Origin of the sequence: Sphingomonas sp. 10B4 (genome assembly GCF_035019905.1) — a bacterium.
Taxonomy (GTDB): domain Bacteria; phylum Pseudomonadota; class Alphaproteobacteria; order Sphingomonadales; family Sphingomonadaceae; genus Sphingomonas; species Sphingomonas glacialis.
The window spans coordinates 46,943-73,649 of sequence record NZ_JASJVC010000013.1 but is presented as its reverse complement, the minus strand read 5'-3'; the positions used below and the strand labels follow the sequence as shown (position 1 = coordinate 73,649).

21 protein-coding genes are annotated in these 26,707 nt (G+C 66.8%); 8 read left to right on the top strand and 13 right to left on the bottom strand.

What is annotated here, in order from left to right; translation table 11 throughout:
• The first annotated feature begins 162 nt into the window (after window positions 1–162).
• Both QN347_RS06345 and QN347_RS06340 read left to right on the top strand, forming a co-directional pair.
• Window positions 163–1,161: an LLM class flavin-dependent oxidoreductase gene (locus QN347_RS06345; RefSeq protein ID WP_322162613.1), complete on the top strand. Its 999-nt coding sequence runs from the start codon at window positions 163–165 to the stop codon at window positions 1,159–1,161.
• Window positions 1,162–1,374: 213 nt separating this feature from the next.
• The gene (locus tag QN347_RS06340) at window positions 1,375–2,154 is read left to right on the top strand and encodes a TIGR00266 family protein (protein WP_322162615.1); all 780 of its coding nucleotides are present in this window, start codon (window positions 1,375–1,377) and stop codon (window positions 2,152–2,154) included.
• A gap of 12 nt (window positions 2,155–2,166) precedes the next feature.
• Here QN347_RS06340 and QN347_RS06335 read toward each other — a convergent pair whose 3' ends face one another.
• From QN347_RS06335 to QN347_RS06320, 4 genes are all read right to left on the bottom strand, one after another.
• Complete coding sequence (locus QN347_RS06335; RefSeq protein ID WP_323493991.1) at window positions 2,167–3,237, bottom strand: serine aminopeptidase domain-containing protein; 1,071 nt, start codon at window positions 3,235–3,237, stop codon at window positions 2,167–2,169.
• Window positions 3,238–3,353: 116 nt separating this feature from the next.
• A complete protein-coding gene (locus QN347_RS06330) occupies window positions 3,354–4,679 on the bottom strand; it encodes a sensor histidine kinase (protein ID WP_416194524.1) in 1,326 nt (441 codons plus the stop codon).
• A 110-nt stretch (window positions 4,680–4,789) separates the two neighbouring features.
• On the bottom strand, window positions 4,790–5,455 hold the full coding sequence (locus tag QN347_RS06325; RefSeq protein WP_010183547.1) for a response regulator transcription factor: 666 nt from the start codon (window positions 5,453–5,455) through the stop codon (window positions 4,790–4,792).
• A 31-nt stretch (window positions 5,456–5,486) separates the two neighbouring features.
• Window positions 5,487–5,792, bottom strand: coding sequence for a PepSY domain-containing protein (locus tag QN347_RS06320; RefSeq protein WP_133186564.1), 306 nt, complete (start codon window positions 5,790–5,792; stop codon window positions 5,487–5,489).
• Window positions 5,793–6,174: 382 nt separating this feature from the next.
• On the opposite strand from QN347_RS06320, the gene QN347_RS06315 reads away from it, so the two are divergent.
• On the top strand, window positions 6,175–7,968 hold the full coding sequence (locus tag QN347_RS06315; protein WP_189675782.1) for an ABC-F family ATP-binding cassette domain-containing protein: 1,794 nt from the start codon (window positions 6,175–6,177) through the stop codon (window positions 7,966–7,968).
• A 177-nt stretch (window positions 7,969–8,145) separates the two neighbouring features.
• On the opposite strand, the gene QN347_RS06310 is transcribed toward QN347_RS06315, so the two are convergent.
• The 5 genes from QN347_RS06310 to QN347_RS06290 form a co-directional block, all read right to left on the bottom strand.
• Window positions 8,146–8,970: a DUF815 domain-containing protein gene (locus QN347_RS06310; RefSeq protein WP_322162619.1), complete on the bottom strand. Its 825-nt coding sequence runs from the start codon at window positions 8,968–8,970 to the stop codon at window positions 8,146–8,148.
• Window positions 8,971–9,059: 89 nt separating this feature from the next.
• Complete coding sequence (locus QN347_RS06305; RefSeq protein WP_322162621.1) at window positions 9,060–11,105, bottom strand: tetratricopeptide repeat protein; 2,046 nt, start codon at window positions 11,103–11,105, stop codon at window positions 9,060–9,062.
• Entirely contained in the window at window positions 11,098–12,447 is a 1,350-nt protein-coding gene (gene prsR / locus QN347_RS06300; RefSeq protein WP_133186572.1) for a PEP-CTERM-box response regulator transcription factor, read from the bottom strand. The genes QN347_RS06305 and prsR overlap by 8 nt, the downstream gene beginning before the upstream one ends.
• On the bottom strand, window positions 12,444–14,492 hold the full coding sequence (gene prsK, locus QN347_RS06295; protein ID WP_322162623.1) for an XrtA/PEP-CTERM system histidine kinase PrsK: 2,049 nt from the start codon (window positions 14,490–14,492) through the stop codon (window positions 12,444–12,446). The genes prsR and prsK overlap by 4 nt, the downstream gene beginning before the upstream one ends.
• Window positions 14,489–15,877 (bottom strand): TIGR03013 family XrtA/PEP-CTERM system glycosyltransferase, encoded by a 1,389-nt coding sequence (locus QN347_RS06290; RefSeq protein ID WP_133186576.1) that lies wholly within the window; start codon window positions 15,875–15,877, stop codon window positions 14,489–14,491. Before QN347_RS06290 ends, prsK begins: the two co-directional genes overlap by 4 nt.
• A 171-nt stretch (window positions 15,878–16,048) precedes the next feature.
• On the opposite strand from QN347_RS06290, the gene QN347_RS06285 reads away from it, so the two are divergent.
• Window positions 16,049–17,104, top strand: coding sequence for a mannose-1-phosphate guanylyltransferase/mannose-6-phosphate isomerase (locus QN347_RS06285; RefSeq protein ID WP_322162625.1), 1,056 nt, complete (start codon window positions 16,049–16,051; stop codon window positions 17,102–17,104).
• Window positions 17,105–17,127: 23 nt separating this feature from the next.
• Window positions 17,128–17,619: a GNAT family N-acetyltransferase gene (locus QN347_RS06280; RefSeq protein WP_322162627.1), complete on the top strand. Its 492-nt coding sequence runs from the start codon at window positions 17,128–17,130 to the stop codon at window positions 17,617–17,619.
• On the opposite strand, the gene QN347_RS06275 is transcribed toward QN347_RS06280, so the two are convergent.
• Window positions 17,613–20,468 (bottom strand): TonB-dependent receptor, encoded by a 2,856-nt coding sequence (locus QN347_RS06275; protein ID WP_322162628.1) that lies wholly within the window; start codon window positions 20,466–20,468, stop codon window positions 17,613–17,615. The genes QN347_RS06280 and QN347_RS06275 overlap by 7 nt on opposite strands.
• Before the next feature lie 179 nt (window positions 20,469–20,647).
• On the opposite strand from QN347_RS06275, the gene QN347_RS06270 reads away from it, so the two are divergent.
• The gene (locus QN347_RS06270) at window positions 20,648–21,169 is read left to right on the top strand and encodes a hypothetical protein (protein ID WP_322162630.1); all 522 of its coding nucleotides are present in this window, start codon (window positions 20,648–20,650) and stop codon (window positions 21,167–21,169) included.
• Window positions 21,170–21,173: 4 nt separating this feature from the next.
• Here QN347_RS06270 and QN347_RS06265 read toward each other — a convergent pair whose 3' ends face one another.
• From QN347_RS06265 to groES, 3 genes are all read right to left on the bottom strand, one after another.
• On the bottom strand, window positions 21,174–21,749 hold the full coding sequence (locus tag QN347_RS06265) for a Uma2 family endonuclease (protein WP_322162631.1): 576 nt from the start codon (window positions 21,747–21,749) through the stop codon (window positions 21,174–21,176).
• 218 nt (window positions 21,750–21,967) lie between these two features.
• The gene (groL, locus tag QN347_RS06260; protein ID WP_322162632.1) at window positions 21,968–23,611 is read right to left on the bottom strand and encodes a chaperonin GroEL; all 1,644 of its coding nucleotides are present in this window, start codon (window positions 23,609–23,611) and stop codon (window positions 21,968–21,970) included.
• Between the two features lie 54 nt (window positions 23,612–23,665).
• A complete protein-coding gene (groES, locus tag QN347_RS06255) occupies window positions 23,666–23,953 on the bottom strand; it encodes a co-chaperone GroES (RefSeq protein ID WP_010183565.1) in 288 nt (95 codons plus the stop codon).
• 226 nt (window positions 23,954–24,179) lie between these two features.
• On the opposite strand from groES, the gene sppA reads away from it, so the two are divergent.
• Complete coding sequence (gene sppA, locus QN347_RS06250) at window positions 24,180–26,072, top strand: signal peptide peptidase SppA (RefSeq protein WP_322162633.1); 1,893 nt, start codon at window positions 24,180–24,182, stop codon at window positions 26,070–26,072.
• On the top strand, window positions 26,069–26,653 hold the full coding sequence (locus QN347_RS06245) for a GNAT family N-acetyltransferase (protein ID WP_189675772.1): 585 nt from the start codon (window positions 26,069–26,071) through the stop codon (window positions 26,651–26,653). Before sppA ends, QN347_RS06245 begins: the two co-directional genes overlap by 4 nt.
• Window positions 26,654–26,707 lie beyond the last annotated feature (54 nt).

Here is a 26,707-nt window from a genome sequence, read left to right as displayed (position 1 = left end):
GGGGTCCGGGGGGTGCGCCTTGTGCCCCCCGCCCGTTCGGGGGGGGGGGTGGGGGGGGGGCGTGCCTCGCAGAGACGCCGGCGCTTTGGACTTCCCAACCCCAACCCCTCCCCTGAAGGGGAGGGGCTTTGAAACGACCGCCGTCCTCCCCACATCCCTAACATGACCCAATATTCCCTGCTCGATCTCGTCCCCGTCATCGAAGGCGGCACCGTATCCCAGGCGCTCGCCAACGCCGCCGACCTCGCGCGCCACGCCGAAGCCCACGGCTTCCACCGCTACTGGACCGCCGAGCATCACGGCATGACCGGCATTGCCAGCGCCGCTACCTCGGTCGTGCTCGGCCACATCGCCGCGAACACCTCGACGATCCGCGTCGGCGCGGGCGGGATCATGCTGCCCAACCACGCCCCGCTCGCGATCGCCGAGCAGTTCGGCACGCTCGACGCGCTGTTCCCCGGCCGGATCGACCTCGGCCTCGGCCGCGCGCCGGGTTCGGACCAGATCGTCGCGCGCGCGATGCGCCGTAATCTCGAGACCGACGCCAACGCCTTCCCGCGCGACGTGGTCGAGCTGCAGAGCTATTTCGCCAATGACGGCCAGACCGGTATCGTCGCGACGCCGGGCGCGGGCGCCGACGTTTCGCTGTGGATCCTCGGCTCGAGCACCTTCGGCGCGCAGCTCGCGGCGATGCTCGGGCTGCCCTATGCCTTCGCCTCGCACTTCGCGCCCGATTCGCTGATGGCGGCGATCGACATCTACCGCCGCACCTTCCGCCCCTCGGCCGCGCTCGCCCGGCCGCACGTCATGGCCGGATTCAACGTCTTCGCCGCCGATACCGACGCGCAGGGCGAGTTGCTGGCGAGCTCGCAGCACCAGGCGTTCGTCGCGCTGCGCACCGGCAACCCGCGCCAGCTCCCGCCGCCCGTCGCGAGCTATCGCGAGAGCCTCGGCGCGCAAGGGGCCGCGATCCTCGATCACGTCCTGTCGTGCTCGGCAGTCGGCGGCCCCGCGAAGGTCGCGCGCGAGATCGCCGCGTTCGTCGCCCGTACCGGCGTCGATGAGCTTATGATCGCCAGTTCGATCTACGATCACGAAGCGCGTAAGCGCAGCCTGACGATCACCGCGGAAGCGATGCAGGACGTCGCCATTGCGGCGTAAGCCGCTCACGCCGGACTTGGTTCGACGTGCGCGCGGACGCCCCTCTCCGTCACCCCGGCCTTGTGCCGGGGCCCACCGCGATGCGCGGGATGCCGCTGGAGCGTGCGCGGCACGGTGGACCCCGGGACAAGCCCGGGGTGACTAGGGGGGGTAGTATTCCATCGCTCCCGTTGCTGTGTTACGTCAGTGCACCACAGCAAGGGGCCCTCCACCATGCGCTACGACATCGCCGGCACCGTGATGCAGACCGTCTCGATCGATCTCGATCGCGGTGAACGGATCGTCAGCCAGACGCATGCGATGGCGTGGATGAGCGACGGCATCCGGATGGACACGCACACCGGCGGCGGGCTGTTCGCGGGGCTCAAGCGCGCGATGTCGGGCGGCAGCATCTTCATCACCGAATATATCGCCGACGAGACCGCGCACGTTGCCTTCGCCCCGCGCTTCCCCGGCAAGATCATCGCGCGCAACCTCCGCGCCGGCGAGTCCTTGATCTGCCGCAAGGAGACCTTCCTTTGCGCCGAATATTCGGTGTCGCTCGACATCGCCTTCCAGCAGCGCCTCGGCGCCGGCGTGTTCGCGGGCGAGGGCTTCATCCTCCAGCGCGTTACTGGCCCTGGCACGGTGTTCCTCGACCTGTCGGGCGAAGTGATCGAGAAGGACCTCGCCCCCGGCGAGCGGCTCCGCGTTCATGCCGGGCATATCGGCATCCAGGAGCCGACCGTCTCGACCGACATTCAGATGGTGCGCGGCTTCCGCAACATCCTGTTCGGCGGTGAGGGCCTGTTCCTCGCGACGCTGACCGGGCCGGGCAAGGTCTGGCTGCAATCGATGCCGATCATGAATTTGGCGGAAGAGGTCGCGCGCCATCTGCCGGGGAATGAAGAGCGCGGCGCGGCAGCAGGCGCGGGGATCGGACGGCTGGTCGGCGGTGGTGCGGCCGGCGCGGTGGTCGGCGGGCTGCTCGGCGGGTTATTGGGGAACGAGTGAGGCGAGGACGCTTTACGACCGCAGCGCCTGACCGAACCACTTCGCCATGTCATCGAGCGGCTTGTGAGCGACGGGTAATAGCGTGTCGGTCTGCGCCGACGCTGCGGTGCCGAGCGAATGGCCAAGCCCCGGATAGCCGATCAACGTGACGCGCGCACGCGCTTCGGGGCGGCGTGCAAACGCCTGAGCCGCGTCGGGCGCGATCATCGAGTCGTTCAACCCCTGCAGGAGCAGGATCCGCGCATTGGTCGCCGGGAAGGCGTCAGCAACCCCTTTAAGCGAGCGCGCCGTCGCGGCGATCCCGAGCCCACTCTCGGGACCGTCGGCATACCACGATGCCAGGATCGGATCGGCCTCGGCAAAGCTGATCCGCCCATCACGGTTGGTGTCGAGCAGCGGATTGACGCGTTCGCCGGGCCGAAAACCGCGGAACATGCGCACGAAGATGTGCGCGAGATCCCCGCCGGGGCCGGCATCGGCGCGCGCGATCGCATCGGCATCGAGCGCACCGTTGACCGCAAAGCGCGCGAGATAGGGCTTGCCGATGCGTTGATATTGCGCCTGCGCGACATGGGCGGGCGTGTCGACGACCGGGCCCATCAGCGCCACCGCGCGAACCGCCGGCTCCCCGCTCGCGACCGCCATCGCGACGGTGGTGCCCTCGCTCCACCCGACCAGGCCGAGCGGCAGGCCGCGCGCTTCCGGGCGTGCCGTGACCAATGCCACCGCGGCGCGGCCGTCGGCTGCGAGATCGGATCCGTTCAACGTGTCGAACTTGGCGCGGTCCACGGTCGTCGGCCCGGTGACATAGCGCTTGTTGTAACGGAACGAGACGATCCCGGCGCACGCAAGGCGATTGGCGACCTGAAGCATCGGCCGCGAGGTGATCGTGTGGTTCGGCCCCTCGATTGCACCGTCCATGTCCGCAACATCGGACCCGGGGAACAGCACGACCACGCCGCGTGGCGCGATCCCGGCGGGCGGAGTTACGAGTTCACCCGCGGTCGTCACGCTGGGAAGCGCCAAGGCGACTGGCGCGCGTTGCGGCACGCAGTCCTGGGCGAAGGCCGGTGCCACGAGCATCGTGGAGGCCGCTGCTACAGCGAAATAAAACGATCCCCGCACGTCGTCACCCCAACCCGATTTGACTGCCCGGCTGCGGTTCTGGCAGCTGCCTCTTCGCTAGGCAAGCGCAGCACTCAGTTCGCGGCTGGCAACCGCAACCGTACCAGCAACCCGCCGAGATCCTCGCTCTCTTCCAGCGACACCGTGCCCTCGTAGATCTCCGCCACGTCGCGCACGATCGCCATGCCGAGCCCCGTGCCAGGTTTGCCCGAATCGAGCCGCACGCCGCGGTCGAAGATGCGGATGCGCTGTTCCTCGGGAATGCCGACGCCGTCATCCTCGATCAGGAATTCGACGAAGCCCGAATGCTTCGAGACGGTGACGAACACCGATCCGCCGCCGTACTTCGCGGCATTCTCGATCAGATTGCCGAGCATCTCGTCGAGATCCTGCCGCTCGACATGGACTTGCAGATCCTTCGGCCCGTCGCTGTCGATGCGGACGTGGCGATAGAGGATGCCGACCGCGCGCTCGACCGATTCGAGGCTCGGCCAGACGTCCGCCCGGCTGTGCGCCGACCCGCGCCGCCCGACCGCGCGGGCGCGGGCGAGGTGGTGGTCGACCTGCCGCCGCATCGTCCGCGCCTCGCGCACTACCGTTTCGCCGAGATCGTTAGCCTCGGCGGTCGCGGCGTTCATGATGACGGTGAGCGGCGTCTTGAGCGCATGCGCGAGGTTGCCGGCGTGACGCCGCGCTTCCTCGGCCTGGCGCTCGTTATGTGCGATCAGCGCGTTCAGTTCTTCGACCATCGGCGCGACCTCGATCGGCATCGGCCGCTCGATCTGGCGTGCTTTCCCGGCGCGCATCCGGGCGATCTCCTCGCGCACCTTGCGCAGCGGCCACAGCCCGTAAAAGGTCTGCAGGCCCGCCATCACGATCAGCCCGAACCCAAGCAACGCGAAGCTGCGCACCAAAGTCTTGCGCAGCACCTTGATCTGCGCGTCGAGCCCGTCGCGGTTTTGCGCCACCTGGAAGCGCCAGCGCACCTTCGACCCCGGCAGCGTGACGTCGCGCTCGACGATCCGCAGCCGTTCGGGATTCTCCGCCTTGGGATCGACGAACTGCTTGCTGTCATAGGCATGGACGCCGAGATCGTTGTGCTTGCCGCCATAGGCCAGCCGCCGATCCCACAGCGAGCGCGACGCATATGGTTCCTGGCCCGGCGCGCCGATCTGATAGTAAAGGCCGGAATTTGGCTCGATGAAGCGCTGATCGGCGAGCTCGCGATTCGACAGGACTTCGCCCTGCGGCCCGATCTCGGCCGAGACGATTAAGGCGGTCAGCACATATTCGAGCTGGTCGTCGAAATTGCGCGTGATCGCGGTGGTCAGCACGCGGTCGAGCGCGAACCCGCCGCCGGCGAGCAGCAGCAGGATCCAGCCCGCCGCGATCAGGATCATCCGGCGCGAGAGCGACCCCGTGGTGCGCACCGGGATCGCCGGATGCGCATCGCCCTCGAGCGCGGGCAGCGGCGGCGCTACGAGATCGGACGCGTCGGCTTCAGCCACAGTCAGGCATCCGGGTCTTCAAGGCTGTAGCCAAGCCCGCGGATCGTGGTGATCACGTCCTGCCCGAGCTTCTTACGGATACGCGTGACGAACACTTCGATCGTGTTCGAATCGCGGTCGAAATCCTGGTCGTAGATATGCTCGATCAGCTCGGTGCGGCTGACCACCTTGCCCTTGTGGTGGAGCAGATAGCTGAGCAGCTTGTATTCTTGCGCGGTCATCTTGACCGGCTCGCCGTTGAGCGTGACCTTGCCCGAGCGCGTGTCGAGCCGCACGCCGCCCGCGGTCAGTTCGGACGAGGCATTGCCCGAGGCGCGGCGGATCAATGCGCGCAGGCGGGCGATCAGTTCCTCCGACTGGAACGGCTTGGCGACATAATCGTCGGCGCCGGCATCGAGCCCGGCGACCTTGTCCGACCAGCTGTCGCGCGCGGTGAGCACGAGCACGGGGGCGGTGCGGCCTTCCTTGCGCCAGCGGTCGAGCACGGTCAGCCCGTCGATCTCGGGCAGGCCGAGGTCAAGGATGATCGCGTCGTAATTCTCGGTCGAGCCCATGAAATGCCCTTCCTCGCCATCGGTGGCGAGGTCGATTGCATAGCCGGCGCCTTCCAGCGTGGCCTTGAGTTGCTGGCCCAGGCTCGGTTCGTCCTCGACGATCAATACGCGCATGTCTGTGTTCCCTTTACGAGCGCGGACGCGCTCAATTGCCGGTGCGGCCGATGATCTGGCCGGTACGGCCGTCGACCTCGACCCAGATGACGGTTCCATCGCGCAGGAACTTGAGCGTGTAAATCCCGCGGTCGGCGTCGAAATCGAAGCCGAGATACTGGCTGCCACGCATCGTCGGCAACACGCGGCCCTCGATCTCGCGGATCGGCAGGATGCGGCCCTCGCGCCGCGCGCGCCACGCTTCGCGTTGATCGACATGTTGCAGCCCCGCGCCCGCCAGCGGGGGCGGGGCGGTGGCAGTGGCCAGTCCCAACAAGACGGTTACGAGCATCGACATCAGCTTTGCATAGGGGCGCAGGATTGAACAGCCTGTGAATGAGCCGAAGCGCGGCAGCCGGCCACGCCCGGCTGACCCGCGCAAGGCCGGACGGCGGGTCGCGCCAGCGAACCCGTTCGACGACGCGGCTTTGCCGCGGCGGGGCGCACCGTCCGTTTCTTCGCCAGAGCCAGTCGTCGTCACCCCGGCCTCGTGCCGGGGTCCACCAAGCAGCGGGCACAAACCGCAATTCGTCACGATGCCCGCGCGGCCCGGTGAGCCCCGGCACAAGACCGGGGTGACGGCTAGGATCCTGCTCGAGCGGACCGCGCTTCATGCGGCCTCACCCGCGCCCGCGCTTTAGCCTCGATTTACCCACGCTAAATCGCTAGGCCGCGCGGCCATGGCATTAGCACCAATCCTCGCATACGAAAATCTCGGCGTCATCCAGGGCTCCGGATGGCTCTTTCGGAACCTCGACATCCATATCGGCCCGCGCGATCGGCTCGCGCTGATCGGCCGCAACGGCGCTGGCAAGACCACGCTGATGAAGCTGCTCGGCAACAAGATCGACAGCGACGAGGGCCGCCGCACGATCGTCCCCGGCACGCGCGTGATCCTGCTCGAACAGGAGCCGGCAATGACCGGCTGCACGACGCTCGCCGATTATGTTCTCGGCGGCGACGACGCCCCGCGCCAGCACGAGGCCGAGGCGATCGCCGACCAGCTCGGCATCGACCTCACCCGCGAGGCCGCCAAGGCCTCGGGCGGCGAACGCCGCCGCGCTGCGATTGTCCGCGCTTTCGCGCAGAACCCCGACGTGCTGCTGCTCGACGAGCCGACCAACCATCTCGACATTGGCGCGATCGAATGGATCGAGGAATGGCTCCAGCGCTTCCGCGGCGCGTTCGTCGTGATCAGCCATGACCGCACCTTCCTCACCAAGCTGACCAAGCAAACGCTGTGGATGGACCGTGGCAATCTGCGCCGTGCCGAGATCGGTTTCGGTGGCTTCGACGCCTGGACCGAGGCGGTCTATGCCGACGAAGCGCGCAACGCCGAGAAGCTCGACGCCAAGCTGAAGCTCGAGGAGCATTGGCTGCTGCGCGGCGTCACCGGTCGCCGCAAGCGCAATCAGGGCCGCCTCACCAAGCTGGTCGAGATGCGCGCCGAACGCGCATCGATGGTCGGCCCGGCGGGGGCCGCCAACCTCTCGATCGGCACCGGCGACGCCAAGTCGAAGGTGGTGATCGACGCCAAGCACATCACTAAGGCGTTCGGCGACCGCACGATCATCGACGATCTGACGCTGCGCGTGACGCGGAAAGATCGCATCGGCATCGTCGGCGCGAACGGCGCGGGCAAGTCGACGCTGCTCAAGCTGCTTACCGGCGAACTCGCGCCCGACCACGGCACAATCAAGATGGCGCAGGGGCTCGAGCGTATCGTCATCGACCAGCAGCGCAGCAAGATGGAGCCTGACAAGACGATCCGCGACGTGCTCGCCGACGGCGGTGACTGGGTCGAGGTGCAGGGCTCGCGCAAGCACGTGGTTGGGTACCTGAAGGACTTCCTGTTCGAACCCGGCGTGCTCGACGCCAAGATCGGCACGCTGTCGGGCGGCGAGCGCTCGCGCCTGCTGCTCGCGCGCGAGTTCGCCAAGCCGTCGAACCTGCTCATCCTCGACGAGCCGACCAACGATCTCGACCTCGAGACGCTCGACCTGCTGCAGGACGTGATCGGCGATTATGAAGGCACCGTGCTGATCGTCAGCCACGACCGCGACTTCCTCGATCGCACGGTGACGATCACGCTCGGGCTCGACGGCTCGGGTACGGTCGATGTCGTCGCGGGCGGCTATGAGGATTGGGAGCGTCGGCGGAAAGCCAAGGCGCCGACCAAGCGCGGCGCGATCGCCAGGAACGCGGTCTCGGCCACCGCCGCACCCGCGCCGGGCGCCAAGGTCAAGCTGACCTACAAGGATCAGCGCGATTACGAGCAGCTGCCCAAGCGGATCGAGGCGCTCGACGCCGCGATCGCGCGCGACCAGACGCTGCTCGAGGACCCCGATCTCTACACGCGCGACCCCGACGCGTTCGAGCGGCTGATGGAGGCGATCGGCCAGGCACAGGAAGACAAAACGGCGGCCGAACTGCGCTGGCTCGAGCTGGCGGAAATGGTCGAAGGGCAGGGGTGAGCCTGCGGGCGATCTATCGTTCCTAGCCCTCTCCCGCTTGCGGGAGAGGGTTGGGTGAGGGCCTTCTTCTTCAAGCGCGACAGAAGGCCCTCACCGACTGCGACTAGGTCCGCCTGAAGGAGGCGAACCAAGTCTCCGTAGCCTCTCTCGCATGCGGGAGAGGGCGGGGCGACTCCGTTACCCCAACGAGCGCCCCTGCCGCCCGGCCAGCTCGACGATGTAATGCCACGCCACCCGCCCCGAGCGCGCGCCACGCCGCGTGGCAAAACCGACAGCATCCATCGGATCGAAGGGCAGGTCATACGCCTGCGCATAGCTCGCGACGATCGCCAGATACCCGTCCTGGTCGACCACGTGAAAACCAAGGCTCAGCCCGAAGCGATCGGCGAGCGCCAGCGCGTCGTCGGCGGCATCGCGCGGGTTCACCGCATTCGGCTGATCGATCATCTCGCGCGGGACGAGATGGCGGCGGTTCGAGGTGACGACGAGCCGGGCATTGGCCGGCCGCGCTTCCGCCCCGCCATCGAGCATCGAGCGCAAAGCGCGCCCGTCGGCGGCGGCGTCGAATCCGAGATCGTCGATGAACAGCAGGAACGCACGGGGGCACTCGGCGATCAGGGCGAACAACGCGGGCAGCGTGTCGAGCTGCGCCGTAACGATCTCGACCAGCGCCAGCGCGCCGCCCTCGGTCTGCACCGCGCCGGTCACCGCCTTGACCAGCGCGGACTTGCCGGTGCCGCGCGCGCCCCACAGCAGCACGTCGTGCGCTGCGGCCTTGGCCGCCAGATGGCGCGCATTGTCGAGCATCGCGCGGCGCTGCGCATCGACGCCGTGGAGCCGCTCGAGCGGCAAGGGACGGAAGTCGCGCACCGGTTCGAGCACTGTGCCACGCCACACATAGGCCGGGTGCGTAAGCGGATCGGCGCTTGCGGGCAGCGGCGGTGCAAGGCGTTCGAGCGCGGCGGCGATGCGGGCGAGGGGGTCGGTGCTGGGCTCGGTCATGCCGCGCCTGCTACACTGCGGGCGGCCGCTTCGCTAGCTGAGCCAGGGCGTCGCCTCCACACGGCATCCCCGAAGCCGCGACCGCGCGGCTAGCCGAGCACCTTCAGCGCCGCGAGCGCCGCGGCACGATCCTCGAAGCTCGGATCGGCAAGCGCCGCGCGGATCTGCGTCTTGGCCTCGGCATTGCGATCGAGATCGGCATAGGCCTGGCCAAGGTGCCAGCGCAGTTCCGACTTCTCGGGTGCGATCGACGCGGCCTTTTCGAGCAGTTGCAAAGCCAGCGCGCTCTTGCCCTGCTGGTACAGCGCCCAGCCATAGGCATCGGTCGTCGCCGGGTTCATCGGCGCGAGCGCATAGGCGGCCTTGCCGAACACGCCGCCCGTCACCGCATCGCCTTCGCCGGTATAGGCATAGGACAGTTCGGCGAGCAAAGCCGCGTCGCGATTGCCGATCCGCTGCCGCAAGCTTTCGAGCGTCTCGATCGCCGCGTCCCAATCGCCGCCGGCGATCTGCCAATGCGCGGTGAGGCGCTGGCCCGCGATGTTCTGCGGGTTTTGCGATACGAACAAGGCGAGGACATTCGCGGCCTCGGCGCGGCGGCCCGCGCGGTCGAGCGCATCGACCGTGCGCAGCATCGTCGGTTCGTCGAAGCGGATGTCGATCGCGCGGCGATAGGCATTGGCGGCGTCGCCCGCGCGGTTCATCGCCATCAGCGTGTCGCCAAGCGCGAGATAGGCGCTGGGCGCGCCCGGCGTGAGCGCGACGAGGCTCTGCGCCTTGGCGAGCGCGGCGGCGGTATCGCCCGCTTCGAGCAGGCCGCGCACCAGTCCGAGCTGCGCGACCGGCTCGTCGGGCGCGGTGTGTGCGGCGAGGCTCAATCCGGCCAGACCGTCATCGGTGCCGAATGGCGTCGACCCGACCTGCACGGGAAGCGCCGAGCGGTCGAGATATGTCGCCGCCCAGTCGCGCTCGCCCGACTGTTCGAACGCGCGCCCGACGAGCGACAGCGTATAGCTGTCGGCATCGGCCCGGAGCGCGATCGGCTTGAGCATGTCGAGCGCCCCGCGCGCATCGCCCGAGCGCAGCAGGGCGGCGCCGAGCAACCGCCGCGCGACGATATTGGTCGGTTGCTGGCCGACGAGCAGCGTCCAGGAATCGATCGCCTGCTGGTACACGCCGGCCTTGTACGCGAGCGTGCCGTTGAGCAGCAGCGCGCCGGGCATGGCGTCGAGCTGGCCCTTGGTGCGGGCCATCAGCTGGCGTGCCAAATCGTCCTTGCCGGCGCGCGCGGCGAGCACCGCCTGGAGATAGAGCGCTTGCACGCTGCCCGGGCGCGCGGCGAGCGCCTTGCGGGTCGCGGCGAGCATGTCCTGATAGCGCCCGACCTCGCCGAGCGTCGCGGCATATTCGATCAAGGCGGGGACGTAATAGGCATCGTGCGCGAGCGCGGCCTCGAACCACGGAAGCGCCGCGACCAGCCCATATTGCGCGCGGACGAGTTCGCCGCGCAGCGTCAGCGCCTCGACATTGTTGGCGTTCGCGGCGGTCGCGCGCTGCGCGGCGGTGATCGCGCCTGCGAGATTGCCCATCTGATACTGGATGCGGCCAAGATCGGACCAGGCGAAGCTGTCGTTCGGCGTATCGGCGAGCAGCGTGGCGAGCACGCCTTGCGCGCGCGCCGGATCGCCCCCCGCCGCCAAGGCGCGAGCGCCGACGCGAATTGCGTAGCCGGCATAGCGCGGTGGCGCCTTGCCAGCCTCGGCGAACGCGCGGTTGGCTTGCCCCTGAAGCAGCCAGGCCTGTGCGAGCAAATGATGCGTGCGGGCCGGATCGAATCCGGCCGCACGAGCGCGCGTGACTTCGCCCTCAGCGGCGATCCCGTCGCCGACCGACAGGAAGCTGCGCGCGAGCATCGCATGCGCGAGCCCCGATTTCGGATCCGCCTTGATCGCGGCTTGGGCGTGGTTGCGCGCGGCACTGTAGTTTCCGATCCCGAGCGCCTTCGCGCTCAGCGCGAGCTCGGTGCGGGCGGTGGTGGCATCGGCGCGCGCCGGCGCGCTGCATCCGACCGCGAGCAGGCCCGCAGCGGCTATCGTGGCGACCGATCGGAGGAGATACGGCAGGGACTTATGCATGCAGGTCATAGCTCTTCAGCAGATCATAGAGCGTCGGTCGGCTGACGCCCAACAATTTGGCAGTGTTGGAAATATTGCCCTCGGCGCGCGCCAGCGCCTGAGTGATCGTCGCGCGGTCGGCGCCTTCACGCGCTGCGCGCAGATTGAGCGGCAGCTCGTCGCGACCCTCGGCAAGATCGAGATCGGCGGCGGTCACGAGCTTGCCCTCGGCCATGATCACGGCGCGCTTCATGCGGTTCTCGAGCTCGCGGACATTGCCCGGCCATGGCCACGACGCGATCGCCGCGCGTGCGTCGGGCGCGAGGCCGGTGACCCCCGAGCGCATCGACGCGGCGTAGAGTTTGAGGAAATGCTGCGCGAGCAGGGCAGCGTCGCCGCTGCGTTCGGCGAGCGCGGGGATGCGTACGACGATCTCGGCGAGGCGATAGTAGAGATCCTCGCGAAACGTGCCCGCGGCGACCATCGCGTCGACGTCCTGGTGCGTCGCGCAGACGATCCGTGTGTCGACCGCGATCGCCTTGCGGCCGCCGATCCGCTCGATCGTGCGCTCCTGGAGGAAGCGTAACAATTTTACTTGCAGTGGCAGCGGTACGTCGCCGATTTCATCGAGGAACAGCGTGCCGCCCTGTGCCTGTTCGATCTTGCCTTCGGTGGTCTTGACCGCGCCGGTGAACGCGCCCTTTTCGTGGCCGAACAGCTCGCTTTCGAGCAAGGTCTCGGGGATGGCGGCGCAGTTGATCGCGACGAACGCGCCCTTCGCGCGCGGGCTGGCATCGTGCAGGCCGCGCGCGAGCAGTTCCTTGCCCGTGCCGCTCGCGCCGAGCAGCATCACCGACACGTCGGCACCCGCGACGCGTTCGATCGTGCGCGTGACCTTGAGCATTTCGGGGCTCGCGGTGATCATTCCGCCGAGCCCAGTGCCGCTGCTGCGCGCAGCAAGGCGGCGGTTTTCGGCTTCGAGCGCGTGGACGTGGAACGCGCGCGCGACGATTAGCCCGAGCGCGTCGATGTCGATCGGCTTGGCATAGAAGTCCCACGCGCCATCGGCGATCGCCTGGCGCGCGCTGTCGCGTGCGCCGTGGCCAGATGCGACGATCACCTTGGTGTCGGGCTTGAGCCGAAGGATTTCGGCAAGCGTGGCGAAGCCTTCGCTGGTCCCGTCGGGGTCTGGCGGCAGGCCGAGATCGAGCGTGACGACCGCGGGCTCCTCGGCGCGGATCGCGTCGAGCGCGGTGGTGCGATCGACCGCGGTCACGACCGAATAGCCTTCATACGCCCAGCGCAACTGGCGCTGCAGGCCGAGATCGTCCTCGACGATCAGCAATTTGGGTTTGTCGGTCATGCGGCCTGGTCCAGCGAGATCGTCCGCGCTGCAGTGAGCGTGACATGGAAAGTCGTCCCGGCGCCCTCGCGGCTTTCGACCGCGACGCTGCCGCCCATCGCCTCGGCCAGCTGCCGCGCCTCGAACGCACCGATGCCGAAGCCGCCCGGCTTGGACGACGCGAAGGGCTTGAAGAGCTGTTCGCGCAGGAACGCCGGGCTCATCCCGCAGCCTTGGTCGATCACCGCGATCGATACGCGCTTGGCATCGCCCGAAACCGCGAGCGTGACGGGTTCGGTCGGTGGGCTTGCCTCGATCGCATTCTGCAGCAGATGGCCGAGCGCTTGCTCGAGCCGGAAGGGATCGGCGTGCGCGAATACGGATGTGCCGCTCACCACGACCGGATGCTGGGCGCGTCGCCGCGCCGCGACCAGTTCGGCGAGCGCGAGCACCTCGACCGGGCGAAGCTCCTCGGCGCGCGTGTGATGATGCTGCGACAGCCGTGCGAGCAAATCGTTCATCCGCCCCGCCGAATCCTGCAGCGTTGCGATCATGTCGGCGCGGAAGGCCGGGTTGTCGGCATGGCGCTCGGCATTGCGCGCGACGAGGCTCAACTGGCTGACGAGATTCTTGATGTCGTGCAGGATGAAGGCGAAGCGGCGGTTGAATTCGTCGAAGCGCTTGGCCTCGGCGAGCGCCGATTGCGCGCGCTCTTCCGCCAGATAGCTCGCGACCTGGCGTCCGGCGATGCGCAACAGGTCGAAATCCTCCCAGTCGAGCGCGCGGTCGATCGGCGGGCGGGCGAGCAGGATCGCCCCTTGCAGCCGGTCGAGATGGACGAGCGGCAGCAACACCCAGCCATCGCTGTCGAGCATCCAGATCGGTACGCTCGCGCTTTCCGCCGCGTCGGTCGTATCGGCGCGGACCGCATCGAGTTCGACGATCCGCCCCGTCCTTGCGAGATGCGTGACCAGCGCGGCCTCGGCGCCAGCGCTGGGCGCGTCCCAATTCCACCCGGCGCCGACACCGAGTCCCGCGCCATCGGGCACGAGCAACAGCCCGGCGGGAGAATCGGTAAGATCCGCCACCGCCTTGACGATCCGTGCGTCGAGCGAGGCGGCATCGTCGGGCTTCCCGAGCGTGTCGGTGAAACGGATCCACTCGGCGCGATAATCGTAGCGATGCCGGAAGAAGTGCTTCGAGACCTTCACCTTGGCCCAGGCGCGCACCCATGGCGAGGACAGGATCGTCACCCCGGCAGCGGTCGAACCGAAGACGAAGGCGGTCTGCCATAGCCGCGCATTGTCGCCGCTGATCGAGGCGATCGCGCTGGTCGCGACAAACATCACCGCGGCGTAGAGTAAGGTCACCGCGAACGAGACGGTCTGCCACGCGACGGTGCGCGAGACTTGCAGCGTCCACTCGCCATTGCGCTGGACCGCGACCGCGAGCACCGGCGCGACGAGCGCCATCACGAAACCGCGCCCGATCGTCAGCGCGGTCGGTGCGCCGCCGCTGATATATGCCGAAACATAGAGCAGCAAGTCGATGCCCCACATCGCCCCGAGCGCGAAGACGACCAGGCGTAACCCTGCGCGCGAGCGCGGTGTGGCGGTGGCGTAAAGGTGATGGACCAGCAACAGCGCCACGATCGCGACCATGCTGCGCAGGAGCAAGCGCACGGCGGCGACTTGCGGAATTAGGGTAACGCCAACGGCCTGTTCGAGGATCGCGAGCCCGATCCCGGCGGCGCTGACAAGGGCGACCACGCCGTAGATGACGCCGATCGCGCGGCGCTCGCGCACCGGGAGGTCGTGCCGTACGAGCGCATGCATGAAGGCGAGCCAGGCAAGATTGCGCAGTCCTTCGGCGACGCGCGTGACGACATCGCTCGCTTCGATCCCGGCGACCGCCAGCGCCCACAAAGCGGTCAGCCCGAGCGCGCACACCAGCGGCAAACGCGGCAGGCCCTTGCCGCGCTCGCGCAGCCGCGACGCGGCGACGCCCGCGAAGAGAAAGGCGGCGAGCGCATGGCTCCACAGGATGAGCGGGGCGGTGCCCGTCATCGCGCGCCCTCTGGCCACAACACGACGCGGACCGTCTGCAGGAGGATCAACAGATCGAGAAAGGGCGAATAGTTCTTCGCGTAATAGAGATCGTATTCGAGCTTTTGCCGGCTGTCCTCGATTGACGCACCGTACGGGTAGTTGATCTGCGCCCAGCCGGTGATCCCCGGCTTCACCATGTGCCGTTCGGCGTAATAGGGCAGCTGCTGCTCGAGATCCTCGACGAATTGCGGACGCTCGGGCCGCGGGCCGACAAAGCTCATCTCGCCCTTGAGCACCGACCAGGTCTGCGGCAGTTCGTCGATCCGGAGCTTGCGGATGATGCGCCCGACGCGCGTGATCCGCGGATCGTTCTTTTCGGCCCAGACGGCTTGCCCGGCGACCTCGGCATCGATCCGCATCGAGCGCAGTTTCACGCAGTCGAAGCCGACATTGTAAAGCCCGACGCGGCGCTGCCGATAAAACGCCGGCCCCTTGCTCTCGAGCTTGATCGCGATCGCCGTAAGCAGGATCAGCGGGAGCGTGAGCGTGAGCAGGATAAGGCTCGCGGTGACGTCGAACACGCGCTTGAACAGGCTCGAGAAGACGCGGCCGGACGAAAACCCGTCGGAGAAGATCAGCCAGCTCGGGTTGACGCTTTGCAAGTCGACTCGGCCGGTTTCGCGTTCGAGGAAGGTCGAGATTTCATTGACGTGGACCCCGGTGGTCTTGATTCGCAGCAGATCCTTCAGCGGCAAGGCGTTGCGGCGTTCCTCGAGCGCGAGCACGACTTCGCTGGCGTTGAGCAAGACGACGTGATCGGCGAGGTTATAGATCGCATCGCGCGCAATCGCCTCGGGAATGACGCGCGCGGCCTCGCTCATCGAGATGTAGCCGACGACGACGAACCCCGCGCCCGGTGTCTGCGCGAGCGCCTTGAGCCGCGCTGCGCGCGCGCCGGCACCGAGCACGACGACGCGCCGCTTGAACGCCTGCCCGCCGATCAGCTTGCCGATGAGGATTCGCAGCGCGATCAGCAGCAGCGCGGCGATCCCCATCGCGTAGAACAGATTGGACCGCCAGAAGCTCGCCGATGGCAGGAGGAAGAAGACGACGCTCAGGAAGATCACGCCGAGCGAAATCGCCACAAGCAGCCGCGCCGTCGCGTAGCGCAACGACTGCAGCGCGCCCGCGCCGTACACCCCAACCGCGACCATTGCCATTTCGAGCGACGCGGCGAAGGTCAGCAGTTGCGGGATGCGCGCTTGCATCGGCGTCATCGGCATGAGCAACTGGCCCATTCGCAGCGTGTAGCCGATCTCCCCCGCCGCGATCAGCAGGACGAAGTCGATCATCCCGAGCAGCAGCACGGCGTTGGGAATATAGTGCTTGAACAACCTGATCATCAGCGGTGGACCTCGTCCGCGCCCGCGCGGGGGATGTAAGCGATTCCGACACGGGCATGCCGCTGTCGCAGAAATTGACAAAGAAAAGCTAAAAGGGCCGGATCGGGATGGAACAAGGGATTACCTTCCGCCGCGCGAGCCGCTACAGCGCCGCGACCTAGGAGGAACTTTATGCCACAGCCACAGACGATTGTCCCTGTAATCCTATCGGGCGGGTCGGGCACGCGACTGTGGCCGATGTCCACGCCAGCCATGCCCAAGCAGATGCTGGCGCTGACCTCCGACGAAACGATGCTCCAGCTCACCGCCCGTCGCGCCCAGGGCGCGCGGTTCAATGCGCCGATCGTCGTCGCCAATGCCAAGCATGCAGCGATGGTGGAAGAGCAACTCGAAGCAGCGTCCGCCACGGCCGATGCGCTCATCCTCGAGCCGATCGGGCGCAATACCGCACCGGCGATCGCTCTGGCAGCGATCGCGGCGGGGTCGGGCGACGCCGCGCTGCTGATCATGCCGTCGGATCACGTGATTCTCGACGTGCCGGCGTTCCATGCCGCGATCGAAGCTGCGTTGCCACTGGTCCAGCAGGGCTGGCTGGTCACCTTCGGGATCGATCCGCATGCGCCCGAGACGGGCTACGGCTATATCCATATGGGCGAGAAACTGGCGACCGGGGTCCATCGCGTCGCCAAGTTCGTCGAAAAGCCGCCGCGCGACGCGGCCGAAGCGATGCTCGCCGCTGGCGATCATGCCTGGAACGGTGGTATTTTCCTGTTCCGCGCCGATTCCTATCTCGAAGCGCTGGCGCAGCATGATCCCGAGACGCTCACCGCGTGCAAGGCATCGATGGAAAATGCGCGCCACGAGGGTAAGCGGATCTATCCCGAGGCCGAAGCTTTTGCTGCTTCGCCCGCAGAGTCGATCGATTACGCGGTGATGGAAAAGGCCGAGCGCGTTGCCGTCGTGCCGGTGAAGATGGGCTGGAGCGATCTCGGCAGCTGGGACGCGCTGCAGGACATCAGCGAGCGCGACGCTGCGGGCAATTCGCATCAAGGCGAAGTGATCGCGATCGACACGACCAATTGCCTGGTGCGCAGCGATGGTGTCCGGATCGCCATGGTCGGGGTCGACAATCTGATCGTCGTTGCCAGCGGCAATGACATCTTGATCCTGCCAAGCGGTCGGAGCCAGGAGGTCAAGGCGCTGATCGAGGCGATGAAGAAGAAGTAAGGCGGGGCAGGGGGTAAGCGACGATGACGGGCCTGACGATTCACGCCTATAGCGACGCGCTTGCCCCCGCCTTCCACGACATCAACGCGCAGTGGATCGGCGCGATGTATCGGCTCGAGCAGACCGATCGCGACGTGCTCGAACATCCGTTCGAGCGGATCATCGCGCCGGGCGGCGATATCCTGTTCGTCGAGGTGGCGGGTCTCGGCATTGTCGGCGCGTGCGCGCTGCAGCGGACCGGGCAGGACCAATATGAGCTGACCAAGATGGGCGTGCTCGACACCGCGCGCGGGCGCGGTGCGGGGGCATTCCTGCTCGACGCCGTCATCGCGCGCGCCACGGCGATGGGCGCGCGGCGGCTGTATCTGCTCAGCAATACCAAGAGCGCTACGGCGATCCGCCTCTACGAAAAAGCCGGCTTCCGCCATGATGCGGGAATCATGGCGGAGTTCGGCGCCCGATACGAACGGTGCAACGTCGCGATGCTGTATCCGCTCGCCGCCGGAGCTCAATAAGCGAGCTGAACGCCGATACGAAAGGTCTGGCGATAGCGCTCGTTCTCGATCAGCTGCGTCTTGACCGCCTGGTAGCGCCGCCAGGGGGAATCGAGCAGATTGCTCGCCTCGACGAACACGGTGAACTGCTTGACCGGCGAATAGCCGATCCGCGCGTCGAGCGAATTGTTCTCGTCGGTATATTGGTCGGTCGCCGCGGTCGTACCGAGTGTGTCGAGATAGGCCGAGCGATAGGTGTAGGCGAGCCGTCCGGTCAGGCCGTATTTCTCGTAATAGAGCTGCGCCGTGCCGATATATTTCGACTGGAGCAGATTGCGCACCGACCCCGCCCGGCCGATCACGCCGCGCGACGATCCATCGGTATAGGTGAAATTCCCCGACACGCCGAAGCCCGACAACGCACCCGGCAGGAAGGTCAGCTGCGCCTGGAGATTGGCCTCGACGCCGTAGATCTTGGCGCTGTCGCCATTGACCGGCTGCGTGACCAGTGCGCGAGTGAAGGTCGTGCCGCCGACGGTGCCGCCTTGCGTCGTGCCGACGGTGAAGATCGGGTCGTCGAGATGCTTGTAGAAGCCCGCTATCGAAACGATTCCCTGGCCCGCGAGATAATATTCGGCCGATAGATCGCCCGACACCGCCTTGTAGGGCTTGAGGTTGGGGTTCCCGAGCGCGACGACGCCGGCGTTGGGCGTGGTGTCGCTCACGTTCACGTAGGGCGCGAGCAGATTATAGTCGGGCCGGCCGATCGCGGTGGTTACGGCGGCGCGCAGCACGAGGCGGTCGGTTGCGTCGAGGCGCACGGTGAGATCGGGGAAGGCGTCGGTATAGGCGCGCGAATTCGAGACGTTGTAACCCTGGCTCACCAGCGAGGTCGCGGTGAAGGCCTTGCCCTTGTAGGTTCCGTCGGTGTGCTCGATGCGGACGCCGGGGACGATCGTCAGCTTCGCAAACGTGAACGTGCCCATGATGTAGCCGGCATAGACCTTCTCGCTGAGGTCGTAATCGTTGACCAGCGAGTTGGCGACCGACGTCGCCGCGTCCGACGCGCTCTGCGTCCGCGCGGCGGGATTGGTGACGGTGTAATAGGTCTGCGCCTGATCGTAGTTGATCCGCGGGCCGACCGGATAGCGGCCGTCATAGATCGCGCTGCCGTCGTCGCCCGCAGCCCCGGTCGCGGCGAGCGTGCTGCCGAGCGAATATTGCTGGAAGTCGCGATTGTTGGACTTGTCGGTCTGCTGGAACTTGCCGCCGAGCTTGATCGTGCTGTCGCTGCCGACGCCGATCGGTATCGTCAGGTCGGCGCGCGCCTGGTAGAGGTTTTCCGCGGCGCGACGGCGGTCGTACGTCACGCGATAGCCGTTGTAGAGCGCGCTGTTGTAAGGCGTGCCATTGGCGGTGTTGACCTTGAACAGCGTGTCGGCGAGGTCGAGCGACAGGCCGGTCAGCGCGGTGCTGCCGGTGCGGAACGAGAATTCCGAGCGCAGCGGGTCTTTCTTGAGCGCCTTGCTGTAGGTGCCCTCGACCTGCAGCTCCGACCCGCCAAAGCGGAACTTGCCGCCGAGCTCGCCCGAGAAGGTCGAGTCATCCTCGTTGCGCAGCCGCAGGAAGCGCGTGCCGCGGCCGCTGAAGGTGCTGCCGTTCGAGATCGCGGCATTGACCGCCTGCTGCGCTGCGGTCGGCTGCGTGGTGACGCCAGCGGCGTTGGTCGTCGCGTAGGTGACCGGAATCTCGATCCGCGACTGGTCGCGCGTCTCGTGGTCCTTGAAGGTCGAATAGAGCGTGCGGAGATAGACGCTGACGTCCGAACTCGGCCGCCAGTCGAAATTGCCGACTACGCCGTAGCGGGTGCGGTTGAGATTGTAATCGCGCAACCGGTAATCGTCGGGCAGCGCGCGGCTCGCGCCGGGCGGCGTGCCCCAGTTCGACGAGCCCTGCAGGTTCTCGGATTCGATCGGGCGGCTCGAATAGTTGCCCGAGAGCACGACGCCGAAGGTTTTGTCGGGACCGAAGCGCGTCCCCGCAGTGATATCGCCCTCATACGGGCTGCGGCTGTTGAGCGTATTGTAGCCGCTGACGATCCGCGCGTTGGCGAACGCCTTGGTGCGGTCGAACGCGGTCAGCGTGTTGATGTCGACCTGACCCGCGATCGCATTGGCGTCGCGGTCGGGGGTGAGCGATTTGACGACGGTGACCGAGCCGATCAGCGAGGAGGGGATGTCGTCGAGCTTGACCTGGCGGCTCTCGGGCTCGGGTGCGGGGGCGGTCTGGCCGTTGACGGTGACGTTGGCGAGGTTGGGATTGACGCCCCGGATGATGACGTAGCGCCCTTCGCCCTGGTCGTTGGCGACCGAAATGCCAGGCAGGCGGCGCACCGCTTCGGCGACGTTCTGGTCGGGCAGCTTGCCGACGTCATTGGCGTTGAGCGTGTCGGAGATGGCGTTGGACGAGCGCTTGACCTGGAGTGCGCGGCGCTCGGCGGCGCGTTGTCCGGTGACGACGATCTCGCCGCCGCTCGTGTCGCCCGATGGCGGATCGAGCCGGAACTCGACGACCGTCGCGCGGTCGCTCGAGGTCGCGCTGCGCGTCACGGTCGGATAGCCGACATAGGTGAAGGTCAGCTCGACCGGACCGGGCGCGAGATCGCGGATCACGAATATGCCGTCGCGGTCGGCGACCGCGGTGCGACCCGCAGCGGAGATCGTCGCGCCCGGCAAAGCCGCGCCGGTTTGCGGATCGAGCACGCGGCCCGCTACATCGGCGGCATATGCCGGTAGCGCGGTGGAGCCGAGCAGCGCCGCGCACAGGCCTGCCTTGGACGCGAAGCTACGCGCCCGGATTTGTCCGAACATCAAGATTTTCCCCCACTCGCGGCGTTGATTGGGGATTCCCAATGTGCTCGCGTCGCCGAGGCCCTATCCGCGTCGCGTGACGGGAGCGTGACGTTTTCGCTATGTTTCGGAGAAGGCGCGAGTCGGCGACCGGTCTATGGTAGGGGAGATGCTCAAACCGAATCAGGCGGAGGACACCGATGCGTCGCACCCCCATAGTTTACGGCCTGAGCGCGCTGCTGATCGGCTCGATCGCGGCCGTGAGCGGCCATGCGCAAGAGCGCGACAGCCTCGGGCATGTCGTGACGCAGCCACTGCGCGACACGCGGATCGAGAAGACCAAGATTCCGCCTGTCCTTCAGCTCGCGGCGTCGGCGCCATATTCCGCGGCGCATACGCAAAGCTGTGCGACGATCGCGGCCGAAGTCCGCAAGCTCGACGGTGCACTCGGCGCCGATGTCGACGTGGCGGGCAAGGCCAAGGGCGAGGGCAGCGAAATCGCGGCGGTGGCGGCGCGGACGGCGGTCAGTACGCTGATCCCGGGGCTGGGCCTCGTCCGGGTCATCACCGGGGCGGACAAGGAGCAGCGCCGCGCCGAGGCGGCGGTCTATGCCGGGCAGACAAGGCGTGCGTTTCTCAAGGGGCTGGGCTATGCGCGCAAATGCCCGGTACCCGCCGCGCCGACGCGTGCCGCGGTGGCGGATATGCCCGGGCCCAACTGAGCCTTCAATCGCGCGCGAAGATTTTCGAGCGGGGGATGGTTAGGTTGAGCGAAGCGATCGTCACGTCTTCGTCGGGGCCAAGCCAGTCGGCGGTCCAGCCGCCCGCCGGAGTCCGCTGGACGACGTGGATCCGTTCTTCCGCCGGATCGACGAGAATGACTTCGCGCGTCCCGGCGAGCGCACAATATTCCGCAAGCTTGACCTTCTGATTGTAAGCGAAGGTCGAGGTGGACAGGACTTCGAAGACCACTTGCGGATCACCGAGCAGCTTCTTGCGCGCGTTCTCGGGCGCTGCTGGGTTGTTGCAATAGACGCTGACGTCGGGGAGGCGCACGGTGCGATCGTCTGTCTGCGCAGCGAGATCGGAGCCGTACGGGCGACAGCCTGAGCCGCGCAGCGCGCCACGCAGGCAGGCGAAGATATTGCCGGCAATTCGCGCATGCTGCTCGCTGCCGCCCGCCATCATGTAGATCAGGCCGTCTTCGAGCTCAGCCCTGGCGCCGCCGAAATCCATCTCGAGGAACTCCTCGACGCTGATGCGACGATAGGCCGGGTCGAGATCGAGAGAGGTCGCGGGCATGGCGCAGAATATACCGCCGATCGGCGGACAAACAAAGGGCCGGCGGATCGCTCCGCCGGCCCTTCATCTTGTCCAGCCAAGGAGGCCGGGTAGTGCGGGCTTCCGGCACCGGCAAAGCCGGTGCTGCGTCGTACGGGATCGTCGAGCATGCTCGCCGACCCGCCGGCCGGAGCCACGCGAGTCCTGACATAGCTTTCGCTATGTCAGGCCGCGTTGGCTCAGAAGTCCATACCGCCCATGCCGCCCATGCCGCCGCCGCCCATCGGCATTGCGGGCTTGTCTTCCGGCAGCTCGCTCACGGCCGCTTCGGTCGTGATGAGCAGGCCGGCGACCGATGCCGCATTCTGCAGCGCGGTGCGGACGACCTTGGTCGGATCGATCACGCCGGCTTCGACCAGGTTCTCGTACGTGTCGGTCGCAGCGTTGAAGCCGATCGTCGGATCGTTGCCGTCGAGCAGCTTGCCCGAGACGACCGCGCCGTCGTGGCCGGCGTTGGTGGCGATCTGGCGCACCAGCGAGGTCAGCGACTTGCGGACGATGTCGATGCCGCGCGTCTGGTCTTCGTTCGCGCCGGTCAGGCCGTCGAGGACCTTGCTGGCGTAAAGGAGGGCCGTGCCGCCGCCGGGGACGATGCCTTCTTCAACGGCTGCGCGGGTTGCGTGCAGCGCGTCGTCGACGCGATCCTTGCGCTCCTTGACTTCGACTTCCGAAGAACCACCGACCTTGATGACAGCAACGCCGCCGGCAAGCTTGGCGAGACGCTCCTGGAGCTTCTCCTTGTCGTAGTCCGACGTCGTGTTCTCGATCTGCTGACGGATCGCATCGGTGCGGCCCTTGATCGCGTCCGAGTCACCGGCACCGTCGACGATGACAGTGTTGTCCTTGTCGATCGTGACGCGCTTGGCGGTGCCGAGCATGCCGATCGTGACCGACTCGAGCTTGATGCCGAGGTCTTCCGAGATCATCTCGCCCTTGGTCAGGATCGCGATGTCCTCGAGCATCGCCTTGCGACGATCGCCGAAGCCCGGTGCCTTGACCGCTGCGACCTTGAGGCCGCCGCGCAGCTTGTTGACGACGAGCGTGGCAAGAGCCTCGCCCTCGATGTCCTCGGCGATGATCAGGAGCGGACGACCCGACTGAACGACGGCTTCCAGGATCGGGAGCATCGCCTGCAGGTTCGACAGCTTCTTCTCGTGGATCAGGATGTAGGGATCCTGAAGCTCGACCGACATCTTCTCGGGGTTGGTGATGAAGTAGGGCGAGAGGTAGCCGCGGTCGAACTGCATGCCTTCGACAACGTCGAGCTCGAACTCGAGACCCTTGGCTTCCTCGACGGTGATCACGCCTTCCTTGCCGACCTTCTCCATCGCTTCGGCGATCTTCTCGCCGACTTCACGATCGCCATTGGCCGAGATGATGCCGACCTGAGCGACTTCGTGCGAACCCGAAACCGGCTTCGAACGCGACTTGACGTCCTCGACGACCTTGATGACCGCGAGATCGATACCGCGCTTGAGGTCCATCGGGTTCATGCCCGCTGCAACCGACTTCATGCCCTCGCGAACGATCGCCTGAGCGAGCACCGTTGCGGTGGTCGTGCCGTCGCCGGCGATGTCGTTGGTCTTCGAGGCGACTTCGCGCAGCATCTGCGCGCCCATGTTCTCGAACTTGTCCTTGAGCTCGATTTCCTTGGCGACGGTGACGCCGTCCTTGGTGATGCGCGGTGCGCCGAAGCTCTTGTCGAGCACGACGTTGCGGCCCTTTGGCCCCAGCGTGACCTTGACGGCGTCGGCGAGGATGTCGACGCCACGGAGGATGCGCTCGCGCGCGTCACGGCCGAATTTTACGTCCTTGGCTGCCATGATGAGGCTACCCTTTCAGATGAGAAATGTGGTGAAAGTTACGCGAAGAAGGATTTAACCGACGATCCCGAGGATGTCCGATTCCTTCATGATCAGCAGATCTTCGCCGTCGATCTTGACCTCGGTGCCCGACCATTTGCCGAACAGGATCTTGTCGCCGGCCTTGACTTCGAGCGGGTGGATTTCACCGGCTTCGTTGCGGGCGCCGGTGCCGACGGAGACGACTTCGCCTTCCTGCGGCTTTTCCTTGGCGGTCTCGGGAATGATGATCCCGCCGGCGGTCTTTTCTTCTGCCTCTACGCGGCGGACGAGCACGCGATCGTGCAACGGACGAAAGGTCATGGGCGAAGTCCCTTTATAATGAACAGGTGTTAGCACTCGACGTTGGTGAGTGCCAGCAGGGCGGATATGATGGCGAGGTCTCGCATCGTCAACGGGCGCAGCCAAATTTCTGTGGAACCAAATGCAAAATCGGCGAATTGCCGTGTTGGTCGTATAGCACGCATTTACTCGGCTGGTGGCTTGCCGTAGCGAGGCGATGTGATCTCCGCCAACAAGGAGCGGCCAAGTGAAACTCGTACGCGGCGCGTGGAAAATTCTCGTCGGCATCAAGGACGCGCTGGTCCTTATCGCGATGCTGCTGTTCTTTGGCCTGCTGTTCGCAGCGCTCGCCTCGAAACCGAACAAGGCGGCGATCGGCGACGGCGCGCTCGTGCTCAAGCTCGATGGCCCGATCGTCGAGCAGACGCAGGAGGCAAGCGCCTTCGCCAGCCTGAGCGGCAACGGCATCCAGCGCGAATATCGCCTGCGCGACGTGGTCCGCAGCCTCGACAAGGCGGCGAAGGACGACCGCGTCAAGGTGGTCGTGCTCGATCTCGACTCGTTCGGCGGCGGCTATCCCGCAGCGCTCGAGGATGTCGGCGCGGCGCTGCGTCGCGTTCGCGACGGTTCCGATGGGAAGGGGGGCAAGCCGGTGCTGGCCTATGCCACCGCGTATACCGATTCCGGCTACCGCCTCGCCGCGAACGCCAGCGAGATCTGGGAAAGCCCGATGGGCGGCACGCTGTTCATGGGGCCGGGCGGATCGCAGCTCTATTACAAGGGCCTGATCGACAAGCTCGGCGTCAATGCTCACGTCTACCGCGTCGGCAAGTACAAGTCGTTCGTCGAGCCCTATACCCGCACCGAAGCCTCGCCCGAGGCGAAGGAGGAAGTGGTCAAGCTCTACCAGGTGCTGTTCGCCAATTGGCAGCAGTCGGTCGCGCGTGCACGCCCCAAGGCGAAGTTCGCGCCTTTCCTCGCGACGCCGGGCGCGGTCATCACCGCGGCGCAGGGCGACATCGCCAAGGCCAATATGGACGCGGGGCTGGTCGACAAGCTCGGCACGCGGCTCGACTTCGGCAAGCGGGTCGCCGCGATCGCCGGGGTCGACAGCGGCAAGGCGGCCGGGCTGTTCAAGACGATCAAATACGACGCCTATGTCGCTGCCAATCCGCTGCCGACCGGCGGCGACAAGGTCGGCGTGCTGACGATCGCGGGCGACATCATCGACGGCAAGTCGAAGGCCGGCTCGGTCGGGTCGGACACGGTGTCGAAGCTGCTGCTCGATGCGCTGGCCAAGAAGGACCTCAAGGCGCTCGTGGTGCGCGTCGATTCGCCCGGCGGCTCGGCGCTCGCATCGGAAGACATGCGCCGCGCGATCCAGGAGGCGAAGGCGCAGAAGCTGCCGATCGTCGTCTCGATGGGCTCGGTCGCGGCATCGGGCGGCTATTGGGTCTCGACCGCGGGCGACATGGTGTTCGCGCAGCCGACGACGATCACCGGTTCGATCGGCATCTTCGGGATCATCCCGACCTTCGAGAACACGCTCAAGAAGGTCGGGCTGACCACCGACGGCGTCCGCACGACGCCGCTCTCGGGGCAGCCCGACATCTATGGCGGCACCAACCCGGAGACCGATGCGATCTTCCAGGCGGGGATCGAGAATGGCTATCGCCAGTTCATCACGCGCGTCGCCGGCGCGCGGAAGATGACGCCTGAGCAAGTCAACGAGATCGCGCAGGGGCGCGTCTGGGATGGCGGGACTGCGCTCCAGCTCCATCTGGTCGACAAATTCGGCGGGTTGCAGGATGCGATCGCCGAGGCGGCGCGGCGCGCTGGCTTGAAGGCCGATGGCTATCACGCCGAATATCTCGAGAAGAAGCCGAGCGCGTTCGCCAAGATGATCCAGCAGTTCGCCGATTCGAACAAGGATGACGATGCGTCGGCAGGCGATGCCTTCACGCGGATGGCGGCCGAGCGGCGTGCGGTGTTCGCGCGGGCGCTGGGCGACGTGACGCGGATCGGCACGGGGGCTGCGATCCAGGCGCGCTGCCTCGAATGCGACGGCGTCGGCGGTAACGCGCCGCGTGCTGGCGACGCGCGGCTGATGGACTTCGTGCTCGCACGGTTCGGGCTGTGAGCCTGGACCGCGCCCCGACGCGGATCGCGATCCGGCCCGCGACTCCCGACGATGCCGCGGCGATCGCGGCGATCTACCGCCCCTATGTCGAGCGCGGGACGGTGTCGTTCGAGACCGAGGCGCCCGATGCCGGCGTGATCGCGCAGCGGATGGCGGCGTCGCGCGGGCTGTATCCGTGGCTGGTCGCGACCGAAGGCGAGGGCGGGGCGGTGCTTGGCTATGCCTATGCCTCGGCGTTCCGCGATCGGCCGGCGTATCGCTTCACGATCGAGACGACGGTCTATCTCGAGACGGGGACGCAGGGGCGCGGCAACGGGCGGCAACTGTACGATGCGCTCATCGACACGGTGCGCGCGCAGGGGTTCACGCATGCGATCGGCGTGATTGCGCTGCCCAACGATCATTCGATCCGGCTGCACGAGTCGGTTGGTTTCAAGCGCGCCGGGTTCTTCCGCGAGGCGGGGTATAAGGACGGGCGCTGGATCGACGTCGGATACTGGCACTGCGACCTCAACGACGCGACGATCCCGCCGATGGAGCCCAAGCCGTTCAGCGAGACGGGGATGGTGTGGAATTGGTGATGTAGCGGCACGAGGATGTTCCCCGGCGAAGGCCGGGGTCCAGTCGAGGAGCGC

Excerpts from the sequence above, each read along its gene's own strand:
- QN347_RS06345 (WP_322162613.1), top strand. The coding sequence starts at position 163 with ATGACCCAATATTCCCTGCTCGATCTCGTCCCCGTCATCGAAGGCGGC.
- QN347_RS06340 (WP_322162615.1), top strand. The coding sequence starts at position 1,375 with ATGCGCTACGACATCGCCGGCACCGTGATGCAGACCGTCTCGATCGAT.
- QN347_RS06335 (WP_323493991.1), bottom strand. The coding sequence starts at position 3,237 with ATGCTCGTGGCACCGGCCTTCGCCCAGGACTGCGTGCCGCAACGCGCG.
- QN347_RS06330 (WP_416194524.1), bottom strand. The coding sequence starts at position 4,679 with ATGATCCTGATCGCGGCGGGCTGGATCCTGCTGCTGCTCGCCGGCGGC.
- QN347_RS06325 (WP_010183547.1), bottom strand. The coding sequence starts at position 5,455 with ATGCGCGTATTGATCGTCGAGGACGAACCGAGCCTGGGCCAGCAACTC.
- QN347_RS06320 (WP_133186564.1), bottom strand. The coding sequence starts at position 5,792 with ATGTCGATGCTCGTAACCGTCTTGTTGGGACTGGCCACTGCCACCGCC.
- QN347_RS06315 (WP_189675782.1), top strand. The coding sequence starts at position 6,175 with ATGGCATTAGCACCAATCCTCGCATACGAAAATCTCGGCGTCATCCAG.
- QN347_RS06310 (WP_322162619.1), bottom strand. The coding sequence starts at position 8,970 with ATGACCGAGCCCAGCACCGACCCCCTCGCCCGCATCGCCGCCGCGCTC.
- QN347_RS06305 (WP_322162621.1), bottom strand. The coding sequence starts at position 11,105 with ATGCATAAGTCCCTGCCGTATCTCCTCCGATCGGTCGCCACGATAGCC.
- prsR (WP_133186572.1), bottom strand. The coding sequence starts at position 12,447 with ATGACCGACAAACCCAAATTGCTGATCGTCGAGGACGATCTCGGCCTG.
- prsK (WP_322162623.1), bottom strand. The coding sequence starts at position 14,492 with ATGACGGGCACCGCCCCGCTCATCCTGTGGAGCCATGCGCTCGCCGCC.
- QN347_RS06290 (WP_133186576.1), bottom strand. The coding sequence starts at position 15,877 with ATGATCAGGTTGTTCAAGCACTATATTCCCAACGCCGTGCTGCTGCTC.
- QN347_RS06285 (WP_322162625.1), top strand. The coding sequence starts at position 16,049 with ATGCCACAGCCACAGACGATTGTCCCTGTAATCCTATCGGGCGGGTCG.
- QN347_RS06280 (WP_322162627.1), top strand. The coding sequence starts at position 17,128 with ATGACGGGCCTGACGATTCACGCCTATAGCGACGCGCTTGCCCCCGCC.
- QN347_RS06275 (WP_322162628.1), bottom strand. The coding sequence starts at position 20,468 with ATGTTCGGACAAATCCGGGCGCGTAGCTTCGCGTCCAAGGCAGGCCTG.
- QN347_RS06270 (WP_322162630.1), top strand. The coding sequence starts at position 20,648 with ATGCGTCGCACCCCCATAGTTTACGGCCTGAGCGCGCTGCTGATCGGC.
- QN347_RS06265 (WP_322162631.1), bottom strand. The coding sequence starts at position 21,749 with ATGCCCGCGACCTCTCTCGATCTCGACCCGGCCTATCGTCGCATCAGC.
- groL (WP_322162632.1), bottom strand. The coding sequence starts at position 23,611 with ATGGCAGCCAAGGACGTAAAATTCGGCCGTGACGCGCGCGAGCGCATC.
- groES (WP_010183565.1), bottom strand. The coding sequence starts at position 23,953 with ATGACCTTTCGTCCGTTGCACGATCGCGTGCTCGTCCGCCGCGTAGAG.